The following is a 23403-nucleotide window of genomic DNA, read 5'->3' on the forward strand; positions in this document are numbered from 1 at the left end:
ACTGAATAAAAGAGGGTGGTAATGCACCCTCTTAAAAAATGCAATTGTGTAGAATACATATGTTGGATATAAAATAGATAGGATGTTTGCGATGAATTTAAATGAATTATTACACGTATTACCTTTTTATAAAACATCAACGACGATTGATGGAGTAGAAATTAATGCTATTGAAATGGACTCACGGGAAGTAAAACCAGGATGTGTTTTTGTTTGTATTTCTGGATTTACGGTTGATGGTCATGATTATATTGACGACGCAGTAAAACAGGGAGCGGTTGCGGTCATTGTTGAAAAGCAAGTTGAAGCTTCTGTTCCAGTTATTACGGTAGATGATACAAATCGAGCACTATCTGTCCTTGCAAGTAAGTTTTTTAATTACCCAACATCAAAACTACCATTAATTGGTGTAACTGGTACGAATGGGAAAACTACGGTTACGTACTTATTGGATGAGATTTTCAAACAACAGACGAAAAAAACGGGTGTTATTGGAACAATTCAGCTAAAAATCGGAGAGGATACGTATCCGATTTCGAATACAACTCCAGATGCACTTAGCCTACAACGGACATTCCATAAGATGCTTGACGAAGATGTAGATCAGGCTATCATGGAAGTTTCTTCGCATGCATTGGATATGGGGAGAGTGTACGGCTGTGACTATGATATTGCCATTTTCACGAATTTATCCCAGGATCACCTGGATTATCATTCCAATCTACAAGATTATCTTCGGGCTAAGAGCCTATTGTTTGCACAGCTTGGAAACAGCTATGATGAACAAGGGCGGAAATTTGCAGTTTTGAACGCAGATGACGAGGCGAGTGACTTGTTAAAACGGAGTACTGCACAACATGTTATGACCTATGGTTGTCATAATCAAGCTACCGTTATGGCTAAAGGCATTCAACTTGGCGCTGCAGGAACGTCATTTACATTAACTTCACCGGTTGGAGATATTGAAATCTCAAGTCGGTTAATTGGTATGTTTAATGTGTATAACATGCTTGCTGCAAGTACAGCGGCAATTGCTGCTAATGTACCATTAACGGAGATAAAAACCGCACTTGAGCAGATTGAAGGCGTAAATGGACGCTTTGAGCCAGTTGTAGAAGGACAAAATTATGCTGTCATTGTTGATTACGCACATACACCAGACTCGTTAGAAAATGTGCTGCAAACTGCAAGAGAGTTTGCAAAAAATAATGTATATGTTGTCGTTGGATGTGGTGGGGATCGAGATCGTACGAAACGTCCACTTATGGCATCGATTGCCGTAAAATATGCAGACCACGCGATTTTTACATCTGACAATCCTAGAACAGAGGATCCACAGTTGATTTTAGACGATATGACAGCTGGGTTAGGTGAAAGTAGTAGTTATGACGTGATCATTGATCGGAAAACTGCGATTTCTCAAGCTATCGGGCATGCTACTTCAGATGATATTATTCTTATTGCAGGAAAAGGGCATGAAACATATCAAATCATAGGACATACAAAATATGATTTTGATGATCGAGAAGTAGCGAGAAAAGCGATCCGCAGTAAGGAGAAATAATGATGTTATTTACTACAAATTGGTTGGCTAAACAATTCCCTTCCAATCAAGGGAAGGTACAGGATAATATAGCAATAAAACAAGTAACGACAGATAGCAGAACGAAGGATGAAGGTCTCTTATTTGTTCCGATTGTTGGAGAAAATTTTGATGGACATGATTTTGTACAACAAGCAATTGAAAATGGAGCATCTGCTATTATTTGGGATGAAAGCAAGCAATTACCAGATGGCATCTTGCCAGACTTTCCTGTTTATTTTGTAAAGGACACCTTGAGAGCACTTCAGGATTTGTCATCTGCATATAGGGCAGAGGTTAACCCGATTGTAATCGGGGTAACAGGGTCTAATGGTAAAACAACAACGAAAGATTTGATCTCAGCTGTTGTGAAAACGACATATCGAACGCATGCTACAAAGGGAAATTTCAATAATCATATTGGCTTACCATTGACAATTTTATCAATGGATAGAAATACCGAAGTGTTAATAGTGGAAATGGGTATGAGTAACTTCCATGAAATTGATCTATTAACACGTATTGCGAGACCGGATGTTGCAATAATTACAAATATCGGTGAGTCTCATATTGAATTCTTAGGATCACGTGAGGGGATTGCTAAGGCGAAGCTGGAGATAATACATGGTTTGGACGAGAGTGGAGTACTAATTATTGACGGTGACGAACCGTTACTCCGCGAGAAAAACATAAATCAGAAACTAATTAGTTGTGGCTTCGATGAAAAAAATGATTATACAATTTCACAGGTTAAGATACATACATTGGAAACCGAATTTACGCTTTCCGATGGAATGTCTTATCAAGTCCCATTATTAGGCAAGCACCATGCAAAAAATGCATCATTTGCGCTAGCCTTAGGAAAGCTCTTAAACATCCCTACAGAGAAAAGCAAGCAAGCTTTGCGTAATCTTGAGCTAACGGGAATGCGATTTGAACTGCTAAAAGGGATAAATGATGTATCGATCATCAATGATGCTTATAATGCATCAGCAACTTCAATGAAGGCAGCGATTGAAGTAGTGAAGCAAATGAGCGGATTCCAACAGAAGGTGTTAGTGCTTGGCGATATCCTTGAGCTAGGAGATCGTGCAAGAGAATTTCATGAATCGGTTGCCGAAGTAATTGAAGCTCCTATTACTGTGCTCTTTACGTATGGAAACCATGCGAAGTGGATTCAAACAGCGCTTCAAACGAAGAGCCATACATTAGTATGCACGCATTTTGCTTCGAAGGAAGATTTAGTTCAAGCACTTGCCCCTTATTTAACGAAACATTCATTATTATTGTTTAAAGCATCACGAGGGTTAAAATTTGAAGAAATGATCGAAGCTATTACTACGAATAGCAATTAATAAGCAAAAAACATTATACAAAAAGCACAACCTAAAAAAATAAATGAAACGTATTGATTCATCCAATCTATTTGGACGGTTATGTATGAGGAGGAAAAAAAGTGAATTTAACTGTTTTATTAATCACATTAGCGATTGCATTTCTCATTACCGTTCTTTTATCTCCAATATTTATACCATTTTTAAGAAGATTAAAGTTTGGGCAAAGCATTAGAGAAGAAGGACCAAAATCACATTTGAAAAAAACAGGTACCCCTACAATGGGCGGTATCATGATTATATTTAGTGTTATTATCACATCGATTATAATGGCAGCAAGAGTAACCGAATCTGGCATTGGCTATGAGTTATGGTTACTAGTTTTTGTTATCTTTGGATATGGGTTACTTGGATTTCTTGATGATTTCATTAAAGTAGCAATGAAACGAAATCTTGGATTAACATCACTGCAAAAGTTACTTGGGCAAATAGTAATTGCACTTGTATTTTACTTTATTTTACGAAATCACGGATTCTCAACCGCAGTTCAAATACCCGGAACCGATATTCAATGGGAACTCGGTTGGGGCTATGCGCTGTTAATTATATTTATGCTTGTTGGTGCTTCCAACGCTGTAAATTTAACGGATGGGTTAGATGGTTTATTAGCTGGTACAGCCGCGATTGCATTTGGAGCATTTGCAATTCTTGCTTGGTATGGTACCGGACAAAATGAAGTAGCTGTGTTCGCCTTGGCTGTCGTTGGAGCATTACTCGGATTTCTTGTCTTTAATGCACATCCGGCAAAGGTGTTTATGGGAGATACAGGTTCACTCGCACTTGGAGGAGCAATTGCAGCTATTTCCATTTTGCTGAAAATGGAAATTCTGTTAGTCATTATTGGCGGCGTCTTCGTAATTGAAACACTTTCCGTTATTATTCAGGTTATTTCATTTAAAACAACGGGAAAACGTGTATTTAAAATGAGTCCATTACATCATCATTATGAATTGCTTGGTTGGTCAGAATGGCGGGTAGTAACAACATTTTGGCTTGTAGGACTTTTATTCGCCGCACTCGGCATTTATATTGAGGTGGGCTTATAATGAGAAAATTGATAGATTTCCCTTATTCTAACATCGTTGTTTTAGGTCTTGCGCGAAGTGGAACAGCAGCTGCTGAAGCGCTACTTGCAAATAATAAAACAATTCGTGTGAATGATAAACAAGCAACAGAGCAGGATGAGGTTGTTATACGACTGAAAGAGATGGGTGCTGAAGTTGTAATAGGCTCCCATCCTATTTCCATTTTAGATGGAATGGATATCGTTGTGAAAAATCCTGGTATATCCTATGATAACCCGATTGTTGCTGAAGCGATGCAACGAGACATTCCGATTATTACGGAAATTGAATTAGCCTATTATTTATTTGACGGTCCAATTATTGGGGTGACAGGTTCGAATGGAAAAACAACGACCACTACCTTGGTAACCGATATGCTCAAAAAAAGTGATCGCCCAGTTAAAGTGGCTGGAAATATTGGTATTGTAGCTACAGAAGCTGTGCAGTCGATGAAAGAGGATGAAGCGCTTGTCCTTGAGTTATCATCTTTTCAATTACAAGGAACTGAAAAATTTAGACCAACAACTGCCATCTTATTAAATATATTTGAAGCACATTTGGATTATCATAAGACGTTGGGCAATTATAAACAGGCAAAGTTTAATATTTTTAGAAACCAGACGGAAGATGATTACCTTATTTATAATGCGGAGGATAAAGCTATTGCAGAAGAAGTAAAGGATGCACGTGCAAAGCTTGTTCCTTTTTCAGTTCAGCAAAAACTTGAAACAGGTGCTTGGATTGATGACAAGTATGCCTATTTCAAGAATGAAAAAATTATTGAATTGAGCAAAATTGTATTAGTCGGAGAGCATAATTTACAGAATATCTTAGCTGCAATAGCTGCTGCAAAGTTAAATGGTGCTACGAATGAAGGTATTTGTCAGGTATTAACGACATTTTCAGGTGTAGAGCATCGTTTACAATTTGTTGAAAATGTCAATGGACGACTATTTTACAATGATTCAAAAGCAACAAATATACTGGCGACCCAAAAAGCCTTAGATTCATTTAAGCAGCCAACGATTCTTTTAGCAGGTGGACTTGATCGCGGGAATGCATTTACCGAGTTGCAGCCACACTTGAAACATGTTCGGGCAATGGTTGTATTCGGGCAGACTGCGAGCAAGCTAAAGCAGCTAGCGGCTGAGGTTGGTATTAAAAAAGTGGTTGAATCTGAGAATGTCGAAGATGCCGTGAAAGCAGCTTATTCGATTTCAGAGGAAAATGAAATTATTCTTTTGTCACCAGCGTGTGCGAGCTGGGATCAATATCGAACGTTTGAAGAAAGAGGAGACATGTTTGTACAAGCCGTGCATAAGCTAGTATAGGGGCAAATACAAAGATGGTTCGGTTGCTGAACGGAAGTAAGTCATCTATACCTATAGTTTCTTAATCAGAAAAACGATATATAGCATACTGCAAATGCCCCTGGTCCAAAATTGGAAAAGGGGTGTTTTGTTGTTGAATAAACTTTTAAAAGAGCAAAGAAAACCGGATCTTCCTTTGCTTTTTATTATCGTTACTTTATTAGTTGTTGGGATTGTCATGGTGTATAGTTCTTCTTATATTTGGTCTGATTACAAATTTAATGACTCCTTTTACTATTTAAAAAGGCAGCTGCTTTTTGCAGGAGCAGGAGTAGTTGCAATGTTTTTTTTCATGGTTATTCCGTATTATACATGGAAAAAATACGCTAATATCATACTCCTGCTATGCTTTACATTATTATTGCTTGTATTAATACCAGGAATCGGTATGGTACGCGGGGGAGCACAAAGCTGGATTGGTGTCGGTGCATTTAGTATTCAACCATCCGAATTTATGAAACTTGGACTAATCATTTTTCTCGCCGCCATTCTATCTGCAAATCAAAAGTATATAACTTCTTTCAAAAAAGGATTTCTTCCATGTATTTTACTTGTTTTTACTGCTTTTGGATTAATTATGCTGCAGCCAGATCTTGGAACAGGGATGGTTCTTGTACTTACATGTATGATTATGATTTTTGCTGCTGGAGCAAGATTGACGCATTTTTTTGGCCTTGCTGCAATAGGACTACTCGGTTTTGTAGGCTTGATTGCATCTGCACCATATCGGATCAGCCGAATTACTGCTTTTCTTAATCCTTGGGAAGACCCACTAGGCGATGGCTTCCAAATTATCCAGTCTTTATATGCGATTGGACCAGGAGGATTAATGGGGCTAGGATTAGGGAATAGCTTGCAGAAGTATTTTTATTTACCGGAGCCGCAAACGGATTTTATTTTTGCTATATTAGGTGAAGAGCTTGGATTTATTGGTGGAACTATAATCATTATTTTATTTTTCCTGCTTTTATGGCGAGGAATTAAAATCTCACTTGAAGCCCCAGACCTTTTTGGACGATTTTTAGCACTGGGAATTGCAGGAATGCTTGCAGTACAAGCGATGATTAATATAAGTGTGGTAATCGGACTAATTCCAGTTACAGGAATTACGTTACCATTTCTCAGCTATGGAGGATCATCATTAACATTAACCTTATGTTCGGTTGGAATATTGTTAAATATTAGTATTTATTCAAAGATTTGAGGTGAACATCGTGCTATTTCCGTGATTGGCAAAAATTCACAGCCCTGTAACTGGAAAAACTTGATAAAGTATGGTAAGTACACTACATCTTCCACTACGTTTTATGATATAATTCATGTAAACAGATAGAAACGGCTTCGAAACTTGCCGTTTATTCTTTTGCTATCGTAAATACATGTATAAAGGAAGAAATGGGGATGAGTAAAAAGAATATTGTTTCGATTGAGGATCGAATTCCGAAATTGAAACAAGCACGTAAGAAAAAAGCGAACCGACGTCTTATATTTTATCTTTCTATCTTTTTTTTCTTAATATCAATTATCGTCTATTTGCAATCACCATTGAGCCATATTAAAACGATTGACGTGAATGGAAATACGTATGTGAGTGATGAAGAGATTATTGAGAGTAGTAATTTAACGACAGATACAAATATATGGACAATTAATCGATCGGAAATTGTGCAATTAATAAATAAAAACCCTATCTTAGAATCTGCTACTGTTAGTAGAAAGCTACCATGGACAATTGAGATTCAGGTGACAGAACAACAGATTGTTGGATATATTCGCAACGAGACAGCGTATAATCCTGTATTAGGGAATGGCGAAATTCTAAATGTTACGAATGATACGTTAAACGGTGATGCTCCGCTAATTTATGGGTTTGATGATGATACATATCTGCATAGAATGGCTGAGGAGCTAAAGGAACTGCCTAGTAGCATCATGAAAATTATTTCGGAAGTCCATTGGGTCCCTTCTGAAGAGAATAAGAATAACGTGCTTCTTTATATGAATGATGGTTATATTGTAAAAGGAACGATTCGTGACTTCGCTGAAAAAATGGAAGTTTATCCATCAATCGTTGCGCAGCTTGATCCTGAGGAAAAAGGGATTATTCATATTGGTATAGGCATCTATTTCGAGTCTTTTAATCAAGAAGATGAAGAAGATATGACAGAAATAGAAGGAATTCCTGATGATGAGGAATCTATGGAAGTCGAATAAATAAATGTTGTGGTAAGAAAGTCATATAAATGGCTCTGTCTACGAAAGATATATAAGATATTCATAGGGGGATGTTCGAAATGTCCGATGAAAATGACTCATCGTAGTTCGACGTAAAAGACGTGTTGGTGTCGGCGTTGTGACATTAGCCGGCCTTAGGTCTTTTCATCCTCCTTTTGAACACATATTGTAGGAAAAATTTAGATTTTTTAAAGCGTTAAGAAGGGATATTGCCATCTTTTGTGGAATAACCTATATATGTTTTATTTTTTTACTGATTTCCTATAAAATAGTAGATTATACACTAGATAAAAAAGTAAGTTCATAGAAACGACAGTAATACTGGATGTTTCTGATTCTGGAGGTGCCTTTTGTTGAATAATAGTGAAATATTAGTAAGTCTTGATATAGGTACAACAGCGATTAAAGTCATTATTGGAGAAGTTTTAAACGATTCATTGAATATAATCGGGGTTGGGACCGCTAAATCAAATGGTATGAAAAAAGGTGCAATTGTTGATATTGATCAAACGGTTCATTCGATTCGAAACGCGGTAGAACAAGCTGAACGTATGGTAGGGATGCAGATTGAAAGTGTCGTCGTTGGGATAAACGGAAACCACGTTCAATTACAACCTTGTCATGGTGTAGTAGCAGTTCAAAGTGAAAACCGTGAAATTGGTGATGAAGATGTAACAAGAGTCATCGATGGAGCACAAGTGATTTCGATACCACCAGAACGCGAAATTATTGATGTCATTCCAAAACAGTTTATTGTTGACGGTTTGGATGAAATTACGGATCCACGCGGTATGATTGGTGTTCGCCTGGAAATGGAAGGTACAATTATTACATGTTCCAAGACGGTCCTGCATAACATTTTAAAATGTGTTGAGCGTGCTAATTTGCAAGTATCCGATATTTGCCTTCAACCACTTGCAGCCGGAACTATTGCACTTTCAAAAGATGAAAAGAATATGGGTGTTGCGCTAATTGATGTTGGTGGTGGGTGCACGACCGTTTCTGTTTTTGGAAATGATCATCTAGTTTCCACAAGTATCATTAGCTTAGGTGGAGACAATATTACGAAAGATTTGTCGATCGGGCTAAGAACATCTACTGAAGAGGCCGAAGACATTAAGCTGAATTATGGACATGCTTTTTATGATGATGCATCTGAAGAAGAAACGTTTGAAGTTTCAATTATCGGAAGCAATACGAGAGAAACCTATAATCAGCTACAAATTTCTGATATGATTGAGGCAAGACTTGAAGAAATTTATGCTTATGTTGAAAGAGAAATTAGAAAAATGGGATACCAAGAGCTTCCTGGAGGCTATGTACTGACTGGTGGAACAAGTTCAATGCCTGGAAGTCTTGAGCTTGCGCAAGACCTATTCCGTTCAAATGTTCGCGTAGCCATCCCAGATTACATAGGTGTTAGAGAAGCGCAATATACAGCAGGAATTGGAATATTGCAGTTCGCTTATCATAATGCGAAAATACAAGGGAAAGATCTATATCCATCTGTAGTTGAGGATACAACAGAGCCAAAACCAAAACGACCGCAAAAACAGCCAAAGGTCAAAAAAGAAACGAAAGAAAATAAGAAAAAAGACTCTAGTTTTGCTAATTTATTTAAGTATTTCTTTGATTAAGAATAACTGATGTGAATTGAAAAAGGTAATGAAACTTTTTGGCAGGTAAGAAAGTATAAAACTTTAATATCTGCATAAGCGCAACTATGGCATTCGACTAAAAGCCTGACGAACGCCAAGTTTTCTAAAGAGATCACATTGAAATTAGCTTCTGGAATTCTTGTAATTTTGCACATTAGGAGGAAAGAAATATGTTAGAGTTTGATACAAATATGGAGGAATTAGCAACAATTAAAGTCATCGGTGTAGGTGGCGGTGGGAATAATGCTGTAAACCGAATGATCGAGCATGGAGTTGAAGGTGTAGAATTTATAGCGGTAAATACCGATGCTCAGGCTTTGAATTTGTCTAAAGCAGAAACAACAATACAAATAGGTGGTAAACTGACACGTGGTCTTGGAGCAGGTGCAAATCCGGAAGTTGGAAAGAAAGCTGCCGAAGAGAGCAAAGAACAGCTAGAAGAAGTATTGCAAGGTGCTGATATGGTATTTGTAACTGCTGGAATGGGTGGTGGTACCGGAACTGGTGCTGCTCCTGTAATTGCACAAGTTGCCAAAGATCTTGGAGCACTAACTGTAGGTGTTGTAACACGTCCATTCTCTTTTGAAGGAAGAAGACGCTCTACCCAAGCAATTTCTGGAATTGATACACTTAAAGGAAGTGTTGATACATTAATCGTTATTCCAAATGATCGCTTACTTGAAATTGTAGACAAAAACACACCAATGCTTGAAGCATTCCGTGAAGCTGATAATGTATTACGACAAGGTGTACAAGGTATCTCGGATTTAATTGCGAAGCCAGGTCTAATTAACGTTGACTTTGCTGACGTTAAAACAATTATGTTTGATAAAGGTTCTGCACTTATGGGGATCGGTATTGCAACTGGTGAAACGCGTGCAACAGAAGCTGCGAAAAAAGCAATCTCATCTCCGTTACTGGAGACTTCCATTGATGGTGCACATGGTATTCTAATGAATATTACTGGCGGTACGAACTTAAGCCTTTATGAAGTTCAAGAAGCTGCAGATTTAGTTACATCAGCAGCAGATAAAGAAGTAAATGTCATCTTTGGTTCCGTTATTAACGAAAACTTAAATGATGAAATTGTTGTTACAGTAATTGCAACAGGGTTTGACGAGACCGTACAGCCAAAAGCTGAAATGAAGCAAAAACAGCATCGTCCGATGGTTGGACAAAACCAGCATGCTGCAACGAGAGAAGAGCCTGTTCAAAGAGAGCAGCGCGAGCCACAGCAGCACCAGCAACAACAACCTCGTGTAAGACAAGAGGATGACGAGCTGGATATCCCTACGTTTTTAAGAAATCGAAACCGTAATCGATAAATATGAATTAAGAATTAGATGGAAAAGAGCAGATGATCTATGATTATCTGCTCTTTTCATGTTTCAAACGCTCTATTCACCTTAATTACAGTATTTCACTTCCAATCTAATTAACTCAACTAGCTAGCTAACTTCTACGTAAAATGATTCTTATCATTACCTTCATAAACTATATTTGAATATTAGTATTGCACACTTAATATAAACTGCGAACAAACTTTTGATTGTTAAGTTTGAGCAGATCCCACCGTCCGGGATCGTTCCGGGTAGTCGCTTTCCGCGGGCACGGCCTCAGCCACCTCGAGAAAACCACTCTGCGGGGTCTTCGGACACGTGCTGTTCCCGCAGGAGTCGACTGCCCTTCACTCACTCAGACTGGTTAGAGCAACAATAGTGTTTCGTTTAACTATATTAGCAATAGGCAGCAAGCCAGTACTAGCGAAGGAAATACACGCAGACTCCTCTGGCCACGGAAAGCGAAGTGTATTTCCGGAGCGGGTATACGCTCTAACTAGAATTGCACATTATATCACAGTGTCCTTCAAATACAATGAAAGCACCTAAATAAAATTTGAGTCTGCTTACAGACTCCCAGAGATTAAAAAAATGTTAATTCGAAATCATTTTAGACATTGATTTCGAATTCGATCTAGGGAGTTTCGTTAATTTCCGCTGAAAGAGTTAGGTTATTCCTATATAGGATAATTTTTAATTTATGCATATTGATTCTAGAAGTCTCTGACATATAACGCAAAAATCGCTATAGCTATAATCCGTTTGAACATGCGTTGACCTCAAAACAGTCAAATACTCCACGACAAACTTATTGACAAATAGTGAAAATTAGCTTTTATACGCACACAAGAAGCGACAGACTTTGCTTCGATACTCTACTATACTCGTTAGTAATTCCTCAAACTTAAGGCTGTTTCATTATCTATGAAAATACCTTTGAAAATATATATTCCGAAATGATTTGCCAGGAAGGAAGAGAGAAATTGACCATTTATCTTGATGCCGTCTGGGCATTGAATTTTTTTCTCGATTTAATGCTGTTAATGCTTACAAAAGCTTTAGCAAGGGATGCCTCGGGAAAAATACGAATCATTTTTGGGGCATTTATCGCTTCACTAATTGTACCAATTACGTTATTTTTTCCAGACTCCTTCATGAATGGGGTACTGGGAAAATTATTGTATTCGCTCTTTATTATCCTATGTGCTTTCGGATATACAGGTATTTATCGAATGATGAAATTATTATTACTATTTTACTTTACTTCATTTGCAATTGGAGGTGGATTGACAGCTATATATTTTCTACTTGCTAATCCTGTTGCAATTACAGGAAATGGAATTTTAACATTTAACAAAGGATATGGTGATCCAGTCAGCTGGATATTTATCTTAGTCGGATTCCCAATCGTATGGTATTTTACAAAGCATCGTATGGACGAGCATGCGAGTGAGAAAATTCGTTATGACCAATTATGCGAAGTGACCATTCAAATGAATAATCATTCATTTATAACGAAGGGTTTTATTGACAGTGGTAATCAACTAATTGATCCACTGACGAAACGAGCGGTTGTTATCTGTGATGAAATGTTTCTCAAACAGTGGTTTTCTGATGAAGAATGGAAACAGCTAGAGGAAGTGCATCATCATTTAGCACTCGATCAAACCCCAGAGAAATGGCAGAACAAAATTCAAATGATTCCATATCAAGGGGTTGAAGGAAAAAGCGGTTTTCTCTTAGCAATTCGACCAGATCATATTGAAATCCATTATGAGAACCAAAAGCTTATAACAAGCAATTTACTAATAGGTATTCAGTTTGGCGTATTAGTAAGGGATCAAAGCTATCATTGTTTATTGCATCCGCAAATCATTAAATTAGCTACTATACAAACAGCATAAGGGAGTGGAGAAGTATGGCTCTATGGAAAATCAAGCTGAAATTACGCTGGTATAAATTATTAATAAAATTAGGGTTAAAGTCTTCTGAAGTATACTATATTGGTGGAAGTGAAGCATTACCCCCTCCACTTTCTAAACAAGAAGAACAGGAATTGTTAATTTTACTACCCAAAGGTGATAAGGCAGCAAGAGCTATGTTGATTGAACGAAATCTACGTCTTGTCGTCTATATTGCGCGTAAATTTGAAAATACAGGAATCAATATTGAGGACTTAATTAGTATTGGTACGATTGGCTTGATAAAAGCTGTGAATACATTCAACCCAGAAAAGAAAATTAAGTTAGCAACCTATGCGTCACGATGTATTGAAAATGAGATTTTAATGTACTTGCGGCGAAATAATAAGCTTAAATCTGAAGTTTCGTTTGATGAACCGTTAAATATTGATTGGGATGGAAATGAACTTCTTTTATCCGATGTTCTTGGTACGGATGATGATATCATTACAAAAAATCTCGAATCAAATGTGGATAAAACATTATTAAAAAGTGCATTATCTAAATTAAATGCACGTGAAAAGCAAATTATGGAATTGCGCTTTGGATTGATTGGTGAAGAGGAAAAGACACAGAAGGATGTTGCAGATATGCTTGGAATTTCTCAGTCCTATATTTCACGTTTAGAAAAAAAGATTATTCGCAGATTGAAAAAAGAATTTAATAAAATGGTGTAGCCATATTTTATAAGGTTTTCACCAACATTTTACAATCTTTCTAAAATCTGTACGTGCATAAAAACCCTCCACAGGGGAGATACTGTCCTTGAACAGCATCACCGACTGGGAGGGTTGACAGAATGACTAGACATAAAGTTGAGATATGTGGTGTTGATACATCAAAACTACCTGTACTTAAAAATGAAGAAATGAAAAAGCTCTTTGTAAGAATGCAGCAGGAAGGAGATATTTCTGCGAGAGAAGAACTTGTAAATGGAAATTTAAGGCTTGTATTAAGTGTGATACAACGATTTAATAATCGTGGAGAATACGTAGATGATTTGTTTCAGGTTGGCTGTATTGGACTAATGAAATCAATCGATAATTTTGATTTATCACATAACGTAAGGTTCTCTACGTATGCTGTTCCGATGATTATAGGAGAAATCAGGCGATACCTTAGAGATAATAATCCAATCCGAGTATCTAGATCCTTACGTGATATTGCATACAAAGCACTGCAAGTGAGAGAAAAGTTAATTAGTAAGACATCAAAAGAGCCAACTCCTGCAGAAATTGCAGCTGAAATGGGAATTCCACATTCCGATATTGTGTTTGCTCTTGACGCAATTCAAGATCCAGTATCATTATTCGAACCAATCTACAATGATGGTGGCGATCCAATATTTGTTGTCGATCAGATTAGCGATGATAAAGATAAGGATTCAACTTGGGTTGATAAGATTTCATTGAAAGAAGGGATGCATCAATTAAATGAACGCGAAAAAATGATATTGAATAAACGATTCTTTCAAGGGAAAACGCAAATGGAAGTTGCCGATGAAATTGGCATTTCTCAAGCTCAAGTATCTCGTTTAGAAAAAGCGGCAATAAGCCAAATGAATAAGCAAATGTTTGAATAAATTTTATTAAAATCAAGTATATAAAATCAGGAAAGACGGGTTACTCACCTGTCTTTCCTGATTTTTTTTGTGGAAAGATGAAAGAAAATGATGCGTTCGCATATAGTTTAATAAGGTAGGTGAGGACAATGATTAAATTATCAGAGTTACAGTTGAAAGAAATCATAATTATCGATGATGGTAGAAGGTTCGGGCATATTACAGACTTAGAGATTGACGGTAATACGGGAAAGATTATTGCTATTGTCGTGGAAGCGAAAGACAAGAAAAACGGTATGTTTGCAAAGGCAGACGAATTATTGATTTCCTGGGATCAAATTGTTCGAATCGGTTCCGATGTGATTCTCGTCAATGATGTCCAAGGACCAAATTTATATGGTACGGTATAATTAGAAGTTGAACTAAAAAGGTATGCTAAAATATGATAAAATAAGACAAGTCTATTTATTCAGGAGGATTACAATGAATGAAGTCTTTAGAGGGAAAGAAAACTCTTATCTCAATATAGAAAAGTGGCAAAATGAACACCCTGGACTTGTCGCAGGCTTTACTACTAGAAACGGTGGTGTAAGCGAGTATCCCTATCTTACATTGAATTTTGGGTTCCATGTTGCTGATGAGCAGAAGCATGTCATAAGTAACCGAGAACGATTAGCGGATAAGCTGAACTTTTCGCTGCAAAACTGGGTGTCAGGAGAACAAATACATCAAACGGAGATTGCACATATTACGGATCAAGATAAGGGGAAAGGCTCAACCTCTTATACAAGCTCTATTAAAGGTACTGATGGGCTCTTAACCAATCAAAAGGGAGTATTATGTACAGCTTTCTTTGCAGATTGTGTACCCTTATTTTTCTTTGATCCAGTTACGGAATATATTGGAATTGCCCACGCTGGCTGGAAGGGATCTGTTAACCGAATTGCAGAGAAGATGGTTGAAGCTTTTGCAAAGGTTGATGTGAAAGCGGACAACTTATTAGTAGCGATTGGCCCTTGTATTTCACAGCAAAATTATGAAGTAGATGAGCGGGTGATTCAATCGATTCGAACAGAGGACAGGGCAAATACGGTACGTTCACTCGGCAAAAATCGATTTTTATTAGATTTAAAGCAATTAAATGTAGATATCCTTTTACAATCTGGGGTATTACGTCATAATATAGAGGTAACAAATTATTGCACTTATCGTGATGATGAATTATTTTTCTCTCATCGAAGAGACCATGGTAAGACTGGAAGAATGTTAGGGTTTATTGGATTTCAAGAGTGATTACATGATGGAGGAGTTATACGTATTATGGAAGTCGCAGCAAATTTGGCAGTCATTCAAGAGAAAATAGGACAAGCATGTGAAAAAAGTGGCCGCAAGCCTTCCGAAATAAATGTTATTGGGGTTACGAAATATGCTACAATAGAACGAACTGAGGAAGCAGTTGAAGCAGGTGTTAAAAATCTTGGCGAAAATCGTAATGAGGGGTTCTTAGAAAAGTATCATCACATTGGTGATAAAGTAACATGGCATTTTATTGGAACCTTGCAGTCACGAAAAGTAAAGGACATTATTGACAAAATTGATATGCTTCACGCTTTAGACCGGTCTTCACTTGCAAAAGAAATTAATAAACGGGCATCAGCTCCTGTCGATTGCTTTATACAAGTAAATGTCAGTGGAGAAGCGTCCAAGCATGGTTTAAGCATTGAAGAAGTAATTCCTTTTATTGAGGAAATGGAGAAATATGAAAAAGTTCATGTGATTGGATTAATGACAATGGCACCCCATATTGAAGACAAAGAGGAGATTCGGAGAGTATTTCGGGATTTAGCTTATTTGAGAGACCGTATCAAAGCAAAACAATTGCATCATGCACCATGTGAATTTCTTTCGATGGGGATGAGCAATGATTATGAAATTGCGATTGAAGAGGGTGCAACGCATATCCGCATCGGCTCCCAATTAGTTGGAGAATGATCGCAAACCTAGTGAAGAGGTGAGAGAATGAGTATTAAGAATAAGATTAAAAATTATTTCACCATGGATGACGAGTATGAGTACGAATATGAACAGGAAGAAATCACCCCGGAAAGCAAAGAAATATCGAAGCAACAGACACAAAAAGTTGTGAGCTTAACGAGCATGCAGCAATCTACATCAAAAGTGGTATTATGTGAGCCAAGAACATATAACGAAGCTCAGGAAATTGCAGATAACATTGTGAACAGACGAGCTGTTGTCATTAATTTACAACGTGTTGATCATCAACAAGCAAAACGTATTGTTGATTTTCTAAGTGGCACGGTATACGCTGTTAATGGTGATATTCAGAAGCTAGGCTCTGAAACATTTTTATGCACCCCGGATAATGTAGAGGTTTCAGGAACAATATCCGAAGCATTTGCCCAACAAGATGAATTTGAAAAAGGATGGTAGTAGTGGATGGTTGAATTATATACAATATTACATTATGCATTTGTATTCTATGGATATGCACTCATTGTGTATATTTTCATGTCATGGTTCCCAGGAGCGAGGGAATCATCCTTTGGTCAGATGTTGACCAAAATTTGTGAGCCTTACTTAGAGCAATTTCGTAAATTTATCCCACCAATTGGTATGATCGATATCTCACCAATCGTTGGTATCCTTGTTCTTCATTTAGCTCGAGCTGGTCTGCTTCAGTTTTTCCAAATGTTTTTATTTTAGAACGTATAGCGGCAAAATACTAAGAAGATTTTGACGAACAATATGTTAAAGGAAGTAACAAGATGGATATTTACCAGCATTTTAGAAAAGAAGAACAGCCTTTTATTGATCAAGTATTATCATGGAAGGAACGCGTTGAGCAGACATTTCAGCCAAAGCTGACAGATTTTCTCGATCCACGTGAACAACAGCTAGTCGAAATGCTTGTCGGTTTGAATAATCCTGAATTAAAACTTGATAAGCACGGCGGAGGATTAAATACGGAACGAAAACGTATGGTAATTGCTCCTTTTTATGAAGAAATAACAGAAGAATCTTTTCAGCTGACCTTATTGCAGACAACTTACCCAGATAAATTTATAACCATTGAACACAGGGATGTGATGGGCGCATTTTTATCAATGGGAATAAAGCGTACGAAGCTAGGAGATATTTATGCGGCAGACGGCCTCATTCAAATTGTACTGGCAAACGAAGTAAGTCCATATGTTACTACAAATCTGACTGCAATAAAAAAAGCGACGGTTACATTTGAAGAAAAGCCGCTTACTTTATTGAAAGAGAAGCAAGAAAGATGGGTAGAAGCAGACAAAACAGTTTCGTCTTTAAGACTTGATGCTGTTATCAAGGAAATCTATCATATTTCTAGAAAAGATGCTTCCAGCTTTATTGAAAAATTGCAGGTGAAAGTGAATCATAAGGTTGTTGATGATACTAAATTTCAACTGCAAGAGGGCGACATGATTTCGTTACGTGGAAAAGGTCGAAGCAAATTAACTGCTATAAATGGGATGACAAAAAAGGATAAATGGAAAATTAGTATTGCATCTTTAAAATAATTTATAGTTCTTGCAGGATTTACTGTTTTTTTGTCGAATTGATTTAAATACAACTTTGGAACATTTCGATTTTAGATTAATATATTTATACCTTGAGGAGGTGGCCATTGTGCCATTAACACCATTAGATATTCATAATAAAGAATTTACGAGAAAAATCCGTGGTTATGATGAAGATGAAGTAAACGAGTTCTTGGATCAAGTGATTAAGGATTATGAAATGGTCATTCGAGAAAAGAAAGAGCTGGATGAGAAAGTGAACCAGCTGAATGAAAGACTTGGTCATTTTACAAATATTGAAGAAACCCTGAATAAGTCTATTCTTGTTGCACAAGAAACAGCAGAAGAAGTGAAAGGAAATGCAACCAAGGAATCCAAGCTTATTATTAAAGAGGCAGAAAAGAATGCGGACCGTATTATTAATGAAGCGTTGAGTAAATCACGTCGTATATCAATGGATGTCGAAGAATTGAAGAAACAGGCTAAAGTTTTCCGTACGAGATTACGTATGCTTGTACAGGCTCAATTGGATATGCTTGGTACGGATGATTGGGAAGAATTATTTAAAACAGAGTTAGGCGAAGAACTCGAATTGATTGAAAATGAATCATAGTTCTTGACGTTCTTACGAATATTACATATAATTCATACAAGATATGTCAATTATAATTATAATACGTTGAAAGAGAAAGTATAAAAGTACGTTGCTGATAAGCGAGCTAGGAGATGGTGTGAGCCTGGTACAGCACTCTTTTAGAAAATCACTCTTGAGTATCCATTGTGAACTTTAGTAATGATGGACGGCTTATCCCCGTTACGGATGTCGAGTGAATTTAAAATATCAATTTTAAATTTATAAGGGTGGTACCGCGAGTCTTCTCGTCCCTTTTGGGATGAAGAAGGCTTTTTTGTATTCAAAAGCGCAAGCGCCCGGTTAGCGACGTACGGACTGCGCCCCGTACTTTGGGGTGGTTCGACTTGTCGAACATTCTTACGCAGGAGATAAAGGAAACATGCCCCTTTAGGGGTATGCCGATGTTAGGCGTAGCCTGATTTTAATCGGCCATCCTTTTACCTAGAGTAGATGTTGACTTTCACCGCAGGAGTATAAGTGTGACTAAGCCTCTGGCACAGCCAGTCGGCAAGTCTTCTTTATCGTACGGAGGTGAAGGAAGTCTCGCTGGGCGCTGGAGCTAGCCGATTCAAAAGCATAAGCGTTATTATATAACATAAGGAGGAAGCATAATGGATTATAAAGAAACATTATTAATGCCAAAAACAGAATTTCCAATGCGAGGAAATTTACCAAATAAAGAACCAAAACGTCAAGAACAATGGGAAGAAGCAAATCTCTATGAAAAGAGTCTTGAGCGTACAAAAGGAAGACCGTTATTTGTTTTACATGACGGACCACCTTATGCAAACGGAGATCTTCATATCGGGCATGCATTGAATAAAATTTTGAAAGACTTTATTACCCGTTATAAATCCATGACGGGTTACCATGCCCCATATATTCCAGGCTGGGATACACATGGACTGCCAATTGAAACAGCTTTAACGAAAAATAAGAAAGTAAAACGAAAAGAAATGAGTGTAGCTGAATTTAGACAGCTATGTGCAGAATATGCACTTGGACAAGTGGACAGTCAACGCACACAATTTAAACAGCTTGGTGTACGTGGCGACTGGGATAATCCATATATTACATTAACGAAAGACTATGAAGCAGCACAAATTAAAGTATTTGGAGAAATGGCGAAAAAAGGCTATATCTACAAAGGCTTAAAACCGGTTTATTGGTCTCCTTCTTCTGAATCGGCATTAGCAGAAGCAGAAATTGAGTATCAAGATAAGCGTTCAGCTTCTATATATGTGGCGTTTGAAGTTCGGGATGGGAAGGACTTATTCGATGGTGGAGAGAAATTCATCATTTGGACGACAACACCATGGACCATTCCAGCCAACCTTGGAATTAGTTTGCATCCCGATTTAGAGTACAACGTTGTAGAAGCAAACGGTGAAAAGTATGTACTTGCACATGCTTTACTGGAAGATGTTGCTGAAGAACTAGGCTGGGAAAACGTAAAGGTCGTAAAATCATTTAAAGGACAAGAAGCAGAACGTGTTGTTGCAAGGCATCCATTCTATGATCGCGATTCTCTTGTTATGCTTGGTGAACATGTAACAACTGATGCAGGTACTGGTTGTGTTCATACAGCACCTGGTCATGGGGAAGATGACTTCTATGTGTCGAAAAAATACGGCATTGAAGCATTTTGTCCTGTTGATGATAAAGGTGTATTTACAGAAGAAGCTCCAGGGTTTGAAGGTCTCTTCTATGATGCAGCGAATAAAGTAGTTACGGAGAAGCTTGAAGAAGTAGGTTCCCTATTGAAAATGAGCTTTATTACGCATTCCTATCCACATGATTGGCGTACGAAAAAGCCGACAATTTTCCGTGCAACAGCACAATGGTTTGCATCGATCAAAGACTTCCGTCAAGATATTCTTTCTGAAATTAAGGAAGTAAACTGGTATCCGAACTGGGGAGAAACAAGACTTTACAACATGGTACGTGACCGTGAAGACTGGTGTATTTCAAGGCAACGAGCATGGGGTGTTCCGATTCCTGTATTTTATGGTGAAGACGGTACACCAATTATTACAGACGAAACGGTTAACCATGTTTCTGAATTGTTTAAAGAACACGGCTCAAACGTGTGGTTTGAGCGTGAAGCGGAGGACTTACTGCCAGAAGGATTTACATCTGAGCATAGCCCGAATGGTAAATTCACGAAGGAAACAGATATCATGGATGTTTGGTTTGATTCCGGATCATCACACGAAGGAGTACTAATGAATCGTGAAGATCATCGTAGACCAGCAGATATTTATCTAGAAGGAAGTGACCAATACCGCGGTTGGTTCAACTCATCCCTATCCACTGCAGTGGCAGTAACAGGTAAAGCACCATATAAAACAATTATTAGTCACGGATTTGTACTTGATGGTAATGGAAGAAAAATGAGTAAATCACTAGGAAATGTCATTGTACCTTCTAAAGTACAAAAACAACTTGGTTCTGATATTTTACGTCTATGGGTTGCTTCTGTAGATTATCAATCAGATGTACGTATCTCGAACGATATTTTGAAGCAAACATCAGAGGCGTATCGTAAAATCCGTAACACGTTCCGTTTCTTACTAGCTAACCTTGCTGATTTTAATCCAGCAACAGATGCAGTAGCGGAACATGAATTAGAAGAAGTGGATCGTTACATGCTACATCGCTTGCAGCAATTGCTATCTGATGTGCGTGAAAGCTATGAGAAGTATGAGTACGCACCAATTTTCCATCAGATTCATAATTTCTGTGCAGTTGATCTAAGCTCGTTCTATTTAGACTTTGCAAAAGACGTTCTCTATATCGAGGCAGCTGATAATAAACGTCGTCGTAGTATTCAAACTGGCTACTATGAAGTATTGACAACATTGGTTAAGCTATTGACACCAATCATTCCACATACAACAGATGAAGTGTGGGAATATATTCCAGGGGCAGAAGCAGAGAGTGTACAATTGACAGATATTCCAGAACCAAGAGAAATTGCTGGAATGGACGCATTAGCTCCGAGATGGGATCATTTTATGAATGTTCGTGATGATGTACTGAAAGCATTAGAAGAAGCACGAAATGACAAAGTTATCGGTAAATCGTTAGAAGCGAAAATTACAATTGTTCCAAAAGATGAGGAAACAAATGAAGTCTTAACAAATATGGAACATTTACATCAATTCTTAATCGTATCGGAAGCTGTTTTAAGCGAAAGCAATGCATCTGCAAAAGAATATAAATTTGTTGATGTGGCTGTTGAAAAGCATCCAGGTGAAAAATGTGAACGTTGTTGGGTTGCTTCAGAAACAGTTGGCGAGGACCATGACCATCCGGAACTATGCTCGCGTTGTGCAACAGTAGTAAAAGAGCATTATACCGCATAACCGAAAAGCGTGTAATCCATAATAGCCCTCTTGAAATAAGAGGGCTATTATTATTGAAAAAGTGAAGAATAAAGTATACTATAAAAAAGACTTACCATGTCGTACGAATATGGATGAAGCGGGGGAAATAGGATGATTTGGTATTACGTCATCGCGCTCTTTATTATTGGGATTGACCAACTAACAAAATGGATAATTGTAAGCACGATGGAAATTGGTGAACGGATAACGATTATTGAAAACTTTTTTTATATAACATCACATCGAAATTCGGGTGCAGCCTGGGGAATTTTACAAGGACAAATGCTGTTCTTCTATATTGTAACAGCGGTTGTTGTTATCGGTATTATATATTACATGCAAAAGTTTGCGAAAAACGATACATTACTTGCAATAGGTCTAAGCTTCGTTCTTGGTGGGGCAATCGGAAACTTTATTGATCGTTTATTCCATCAGGAAGTAGTTGATTTTGCCGATTTCTATATTTTTAATTATAATTTCCCCATCTTTAATGTTGCCGATTCGGCTTTATCTATAGGTGTGATTATCGTCATTATTGCAACGATTATGGATGAACGAAAGAAAGGGAAGGCAAAAAAATGACACAATTTCAACATGAAGTAACAGAGGAACAGAATAAAACAAGAGTTGATAAGCTGTTGGCTGCCATTAACCCAGAACGGTCTCGCTCGCAAATTCAAGGCTGGATTAGTAAAGGGCATGTGCACGTAAATGAAGCGGTAGTAAAGGCAAATTATAAATGTCAAGCAGGAGAAGTGTTAACATGGTCTATTCCAGAAGTTGAAGAGCTAGATATTCAAGCCGAGGATATTCCATTAGAGATTATTTATGAGGATCCTGATTTATTAGTAATTAATAAACCAAAAGGGATGGTTGTTCATCCTTCTGCAGGGCATCAGACTGGTACATTAGTAAATGCACTCTTGCACCATTGTAAGGATTTATCTGGAATTAATAGTGTAGAAAGACCAGGCATTGTACATCGTATTGATAAGGATACGAGTGGCCTGCTTGTCGTAGCGAAAAATGACCATACACATGTGAAGTTATCAGAACAGCTAGCAACGAAGGAAGTAAAACGTAAATATGAAGCGATTGTCCATGGAGAGATCGGTCACGAATCTGGTATCATTGATGCACCAATAGGAAGAGATCCAAAGGACCGACAAAAAATGGGAATTGTTGATAGTGGTAAGCCCGCAGTGACGCATTTTAAAGTCATCAAGCATTTCCCTGATTATACACATGTAGAATGTCAGTTGGAAACAGGACGCACACATCAAATTAGGGTGCATATGAGGTACATCGGCTTTCCGCTTGTCGGAGATCCGAAATATGGCCAACGTAAAACATTAGATGCAGATGGCCAAGCCCTTCATGCGAAGGCATTAGGCTTTACGCATCCACGGACAAATGAATGGATGGAGTTTGAAGTGGAAGCTCCAAAAGTCTTTCAAGAAGTCTTGGAAAAGATAAAGAATATGTATTGACAGATGGTAATTAGTTTGTAATAATGAATGAAGATTAATAATTGAGACCTTTAAATAGTAGTCCTGTGAGGCTGAAAAGGAACGGTTTGTTCGTTAGGTAACGTATGTCCAAAACCCTTTTTTCCTACAGGAGAAGAGGGTTTTTAGTTTTTTATGGCAGAT

The 23403-nt window shown here is 37.7% G+C and carries 21 protein-coding genes and 1 other annotated feature; all 21 genes read left to right on the forward strand.

Annotation, left to right across the window (positions count from 1 at the left end):
• The first annotated feature begins 91 nt into the window (after positions 1-91).
• The 21 genes from F1560_RS18990 (at position 92) to F1560_RS19090 (ending at position 23241) form a co-directional block, all read left to right on the forward strand.
• The gene (locus tag F1560_RS18990) at positions 92-1564 is read left to right on the forward strand and encodes a UDP-N-acetylmuramoyl-L-alanyl-D-glutamate--2,6-diaminopimelate ligase (RefSeq protein WP_149476206.1); all 1473 of its coding nucleotides are present in this window, start codon (positions 92-94) and stop codon (positions 1562-1564) included.
• A gap of 2 nt (positions 1565-1566) precedes the next feature.
• Entirely contained in the window at positions 1567-2937 is a 1371-nt protein-coding gene (locus F1560_RS18995) for a UDP-N-acetylmuramoyl-tripeptide--D-alanyl-D-alanine ligase (RefSeq protein ID WP_149476207.1), read from the forward strand.
• Positions 2938-3038: 101 nt separating this feature from the next.
• A complete protein-coding gene (gene mraY, locus F1560_RS19000) occupies positions 3039-4022 on the forward strand; it encodes a phospho-N-acetylmuramoyl-pentapeptide-transferase (protein ID WP_149476208.1) in 984 nt (327 codons plus the stop codon).
• Complete coding sequence (murD, locus tag F1560_RS19005) at positions 4022-5371, forward strand: UDP-N-acetylmuramoyl-L-alanine--D-glutamate ligase (RefSeq protein ID WP_149476209.1); 1350 nt, start codon at positions 4022-4024, stop codon at positions 5369-5371. The genes mraY and murD overlap by 1 nt, the downstream gene beginning before the upstream one ends.
• A 130-nt stretch (positions 5372-5501) precedes the next feature.
• Positions 5502-6614, forward strand: a complete 1113-nt coding sequence (gene spoVE / locus F1560_RS19010; protein WP_420874433.1) for a stage V sporulation protein E — start codon at positions 5502-5504, stop codon at positions 6612-6614.
• Between the two features lie 197 nt (positions 6615-6811).
• Complete coding sequence (locus tag F1560_RS19015) at positions 6812-7624, forward strand: cell division protein FtsQ/DivIB (protein WP_149476211.1); 813 nt, start codon at positions 6812-6814, stop codon at positions 7622-7624.
• 374 nt (positions 7625-7998) lie between these two features.
• The gene (ftsA, locus tag F1560_RS19020; protein WP_149476212.1) at positions 7999-9282 is read left to right on the forward strand and encodes a cell division protein FtsA; all 1284 of its coding nucleotides are present in this window, start codon (positions 7999-8001) and stop codon (positions 9280-9282) included.
• A gap of 191 nt (positions 9283-9473) precedes the next feature.
• Entirely contained in the window at positions 9474-10628 is a 1155-nt protein-coding gene (gene ftsZ, locus F1560_RS19025) for a cell division protein FtsZ (RefSeq protein ID WP_149476213.1), read from the forward strand.
• A gap of 998 nt (positions 10629-11626) precedes the next feature.
• Positions 11627-12547 (forward strand): sigma-E processing peptidase SpoIIGA, encoded by a 921-nt coding sequence (gene spoIIGA, locus F1560_RS19030; RefSeq protein WP_149476214.1) that lies wholly within the window; start codon positions 11627-11629, stop codon positions 12545-12547.
• Between the two features lie 14 nt (positions 12548-12561).
• A complete protein-coding gene (sigE, locus tag F1560_RS19035) occupies positions 12562-13281 on the forward strand; it encodes an RNA polymerase sporulation sigma factor SigE (protein ID WP_149476215.1) in 720 nt (239 codons plus the stop codon).
• Positions 13282-13403: 122 nt separating this feature from the next.
• Positions 13404-14186, forward strand: coding sequence for an RNA polymerase sporulation sigma factor SigG (sigG, locus tag F1560_RS19040; RefSeq protein WP_095308508.1), 783 nt, complete (start codon positions 13404-13406; stop codon positions 14184-14186).
• 128 nt (positions 14187-14314) lie between these two features.
• Positions 14315-14575: a YlmC/YmxH family sporulation protein gene (locus F1560_RS19045; protein ID WP_149476216.1), complete on the forward strand. Its 261-nt coding sequence runs from the start codon at positions 14315-14317 to the stop codon at positions 14573-14575.
• Positions 14576-14648: 73 nt separating this feature from the next.
• Complete coding sequence (gene pgeF, locus F1560_RS19050; protein ID WP_149476217.1) at positions 14649-15458, forward strand: peptidoglycan editing factor PgeF; 810 nt, start codon at positions 14649-14651, stop codon at positions 15456-15458.
• Positions 15459-15485: 27 nt separating this feature from the next.
• A complete protein-coding gene (locus F1560_RS19055) occupies positions 15486-16157 on the forward strand; it encodes a YggS family pyridoxal phosphate-dependent enzyme (RefSeq protein WP_187773780.1) in 672 nt (223 codons plus the stop codon).
• Positions 16158-16184: 27 nt separating this feature from the next.
• A complete protein-coding gene (locus tag F1560_RS19060; RefSeq protein WP_149476219.1) occupies positions 16185-16616 on the forward strand; it encodes a cell division protein SepF in 432 nt (143 codons plus the stop codon).
• 6 nt (positions 16617-16622) lie between these two features.
• Positions 16623-16889 carry a YggT family protein gene (locus F1560_RS19065; RefSeq protein WP_095308514.1) on the forward strand — a complete coding sequence of 89 codons (267 nt, stop codon included), beginning with the start codon at positions 16623-16625 and terminating at the stop codon, positions 16887-16889.
• 62 nt (positions 16890-16951) lie between these two features.
• Positions 16952-17728: a YlmH family RNA-binding protein gene (locus F1560_RS19070; protein ID WP_149476220.1), complete on the forward strand. Its 777-nt coding sequence runs from the start codon at positions 16952-16954 to the stop codon at positions 17726-17728.
• Positions 17729-17837: 109 nt separating this feature from the next.
• A complete protein-coding gene (locus tag F1560_RS19075) occupies positions 17838-18341 on the forward strand; it encodes a DivIVA domain-containing protein (RefSeq protein WP_149476221.1) in 504 nt (167 codons plus the stop codon).
• 57 nt (positions 18342-18398) lie between these two features.
• Positions 18399-18618: a binding site (T-box leader), on the forward strand.
• A 355-nt stretch (positions 18619-18973) separates the two neighbouring features.
• Positions 18974-21730 (forward strand): isoleucine--tRNA ligase, encoded by a 2757-nt coding sequence (gene ileS / locus F1560_RS19080; protein WP_149476222.1) that lies wholly within the window; start codon positions 18974-18976, stop codon positions 21728-21730.
• Between the two features lie 132 nt (positions 21731-21862).
• Positions 21863-22333, forward strand: a complete 471-nt coding sequence (gene lspA / locus F1560_RS19085; protein WP_149476223.1) for a signal peptidase II — start codon at positions 21863-21865, stop codon at positions 22331-22333.
• A complete protein-coding gene (locus tag F1560_RS19090; RefSeq protein ID WP_149476224.1) occupies positions 22330-23241 on the forward strand; it encodes an RluA family pseudouridine synthase in 912 nt (303 codons plus the stop codon). The genes lspA and F1560_RS19090 overlap by 4 nt, the downstream gene beginning before the upstream one ends.
• Positions 23242-23403 lie beyond the last annotated feature (162 nt).

Source organism: Oceanobacillus polygoni (assembly GCF_008304605.1).
GTDB lineage: Bacteria > Bacillota > Bacilli > Bacillales > Amphibacillaceae > Oceanobacillus > Oceanobacillus polygoni.

Excerpts from the sequence above, each read along its gene's own strand:
- F1560_RS18990 (WP_149476206.1), top strand. The coding sequence starts at position 92 with ATGAATTTAAATGAATTATTACACGTATTACCTTTTTATAAAACATCA.
- F1560_RS18995 (WP_149476207.1), top strand. The coding sequence starts at position 1,567 with ATGTTATTTACTACAAATTGGTTGGCTAAACAATTCCCTTCCAATCAA.
- murD (WP_149476209.1), top strand. The coding sequence starts at position 4,022 with ATGAGAAAATTGATAGATTTCCCTTATTCTAACATCGTTGTTTTAGGT.
- F1560_RS19015 (WP_149476211.1), top strand. The coding sequence starts at position 6,812 with ATGAGTAAAAAGAATATTGTTTCGATTGAGGATCGAATTCCGAAATTG.
- ftsZ (WP_149476213.1), top strand. The coding sequence starts at position 9,474 with ATGTTAGAGTTTGATACAAATATGGAGGAATTAGCAACAATTAAAGTC.
- sigE (WP_149476215.1), top strand. The coding sequence starts at position 12,562 with ATGGCTCTATGGAAAATCAAGCTGAAATTACGCTGGTATAAATTATTA.
- sigG (WP_095308508.1), top strand. The coding sequence starts at position 13,404 with ATGACTAGACATAAAGTTGAGATATGTGGTGTTGATACATCAAAACTA.
- F1560_RS19045 (WP_149476216.1), top strand. The coding sequence starts at position 14,315 with ATGATTAAATTATCAGAGTTACAGTTGAAAGAAATCATAATTATCGAT.
- pgeF (WP_149476217.1), top strand. The coding sequence starts at position 14,649 with ATGAATGAAGTCTTTAGAGGGAAAGAAAACTCTTATCTCAATATAGAA.
- F1560_RS19055 (WP_187773780.1), top strand. The coding sequence starts at position 15,486 with ATGGAAGTCGCAGCAAATTTGGCAGTCATTCAAGAGAAAATAGGACAA.
- F1560_RS19060 (WP_149476219.1), top strand. The coding sequence starts at position 16,185 with ATGAGTATTAAGAATAAGATTAAAAATTATTTCACCATGGATGACGAG.
- F1560_RS19065 (WP_095308514.1), top strand. The coding sequence starts at position 16,623 with ATGGTTGAATTATATACAATATTACATTATGCATTTGTATTCTATGGA.
- F1560_RS19070 (WP_149476220.1), top strand. The coding sequence starts at position 16,952 with ATGGATATTTACCAGCATTTTAGAAAAGAAGAACAGCCTTTTATTGAT.
- ileS (WP_149476222.1), top strand. The coding sequence starts at position 18,974 with ATGGATTATAAAGAAACATTATTAATGCCAAAAACAGAATTTCCAATG.
- lspA (WP_149476223.1), top strand. The coding sequence starts at position 21,863 with ATGATTTGGTATTACGTCATCGCGCTCTTTATTATTGGGATTGACCAA.
- F1560_RS19090 (WP_149476224.1), top strand. The coding sequence starts at position 22,330 with ATGACACAATTTCAACATGAAGTAACAGAGGAACAGAATAAAACAAGA.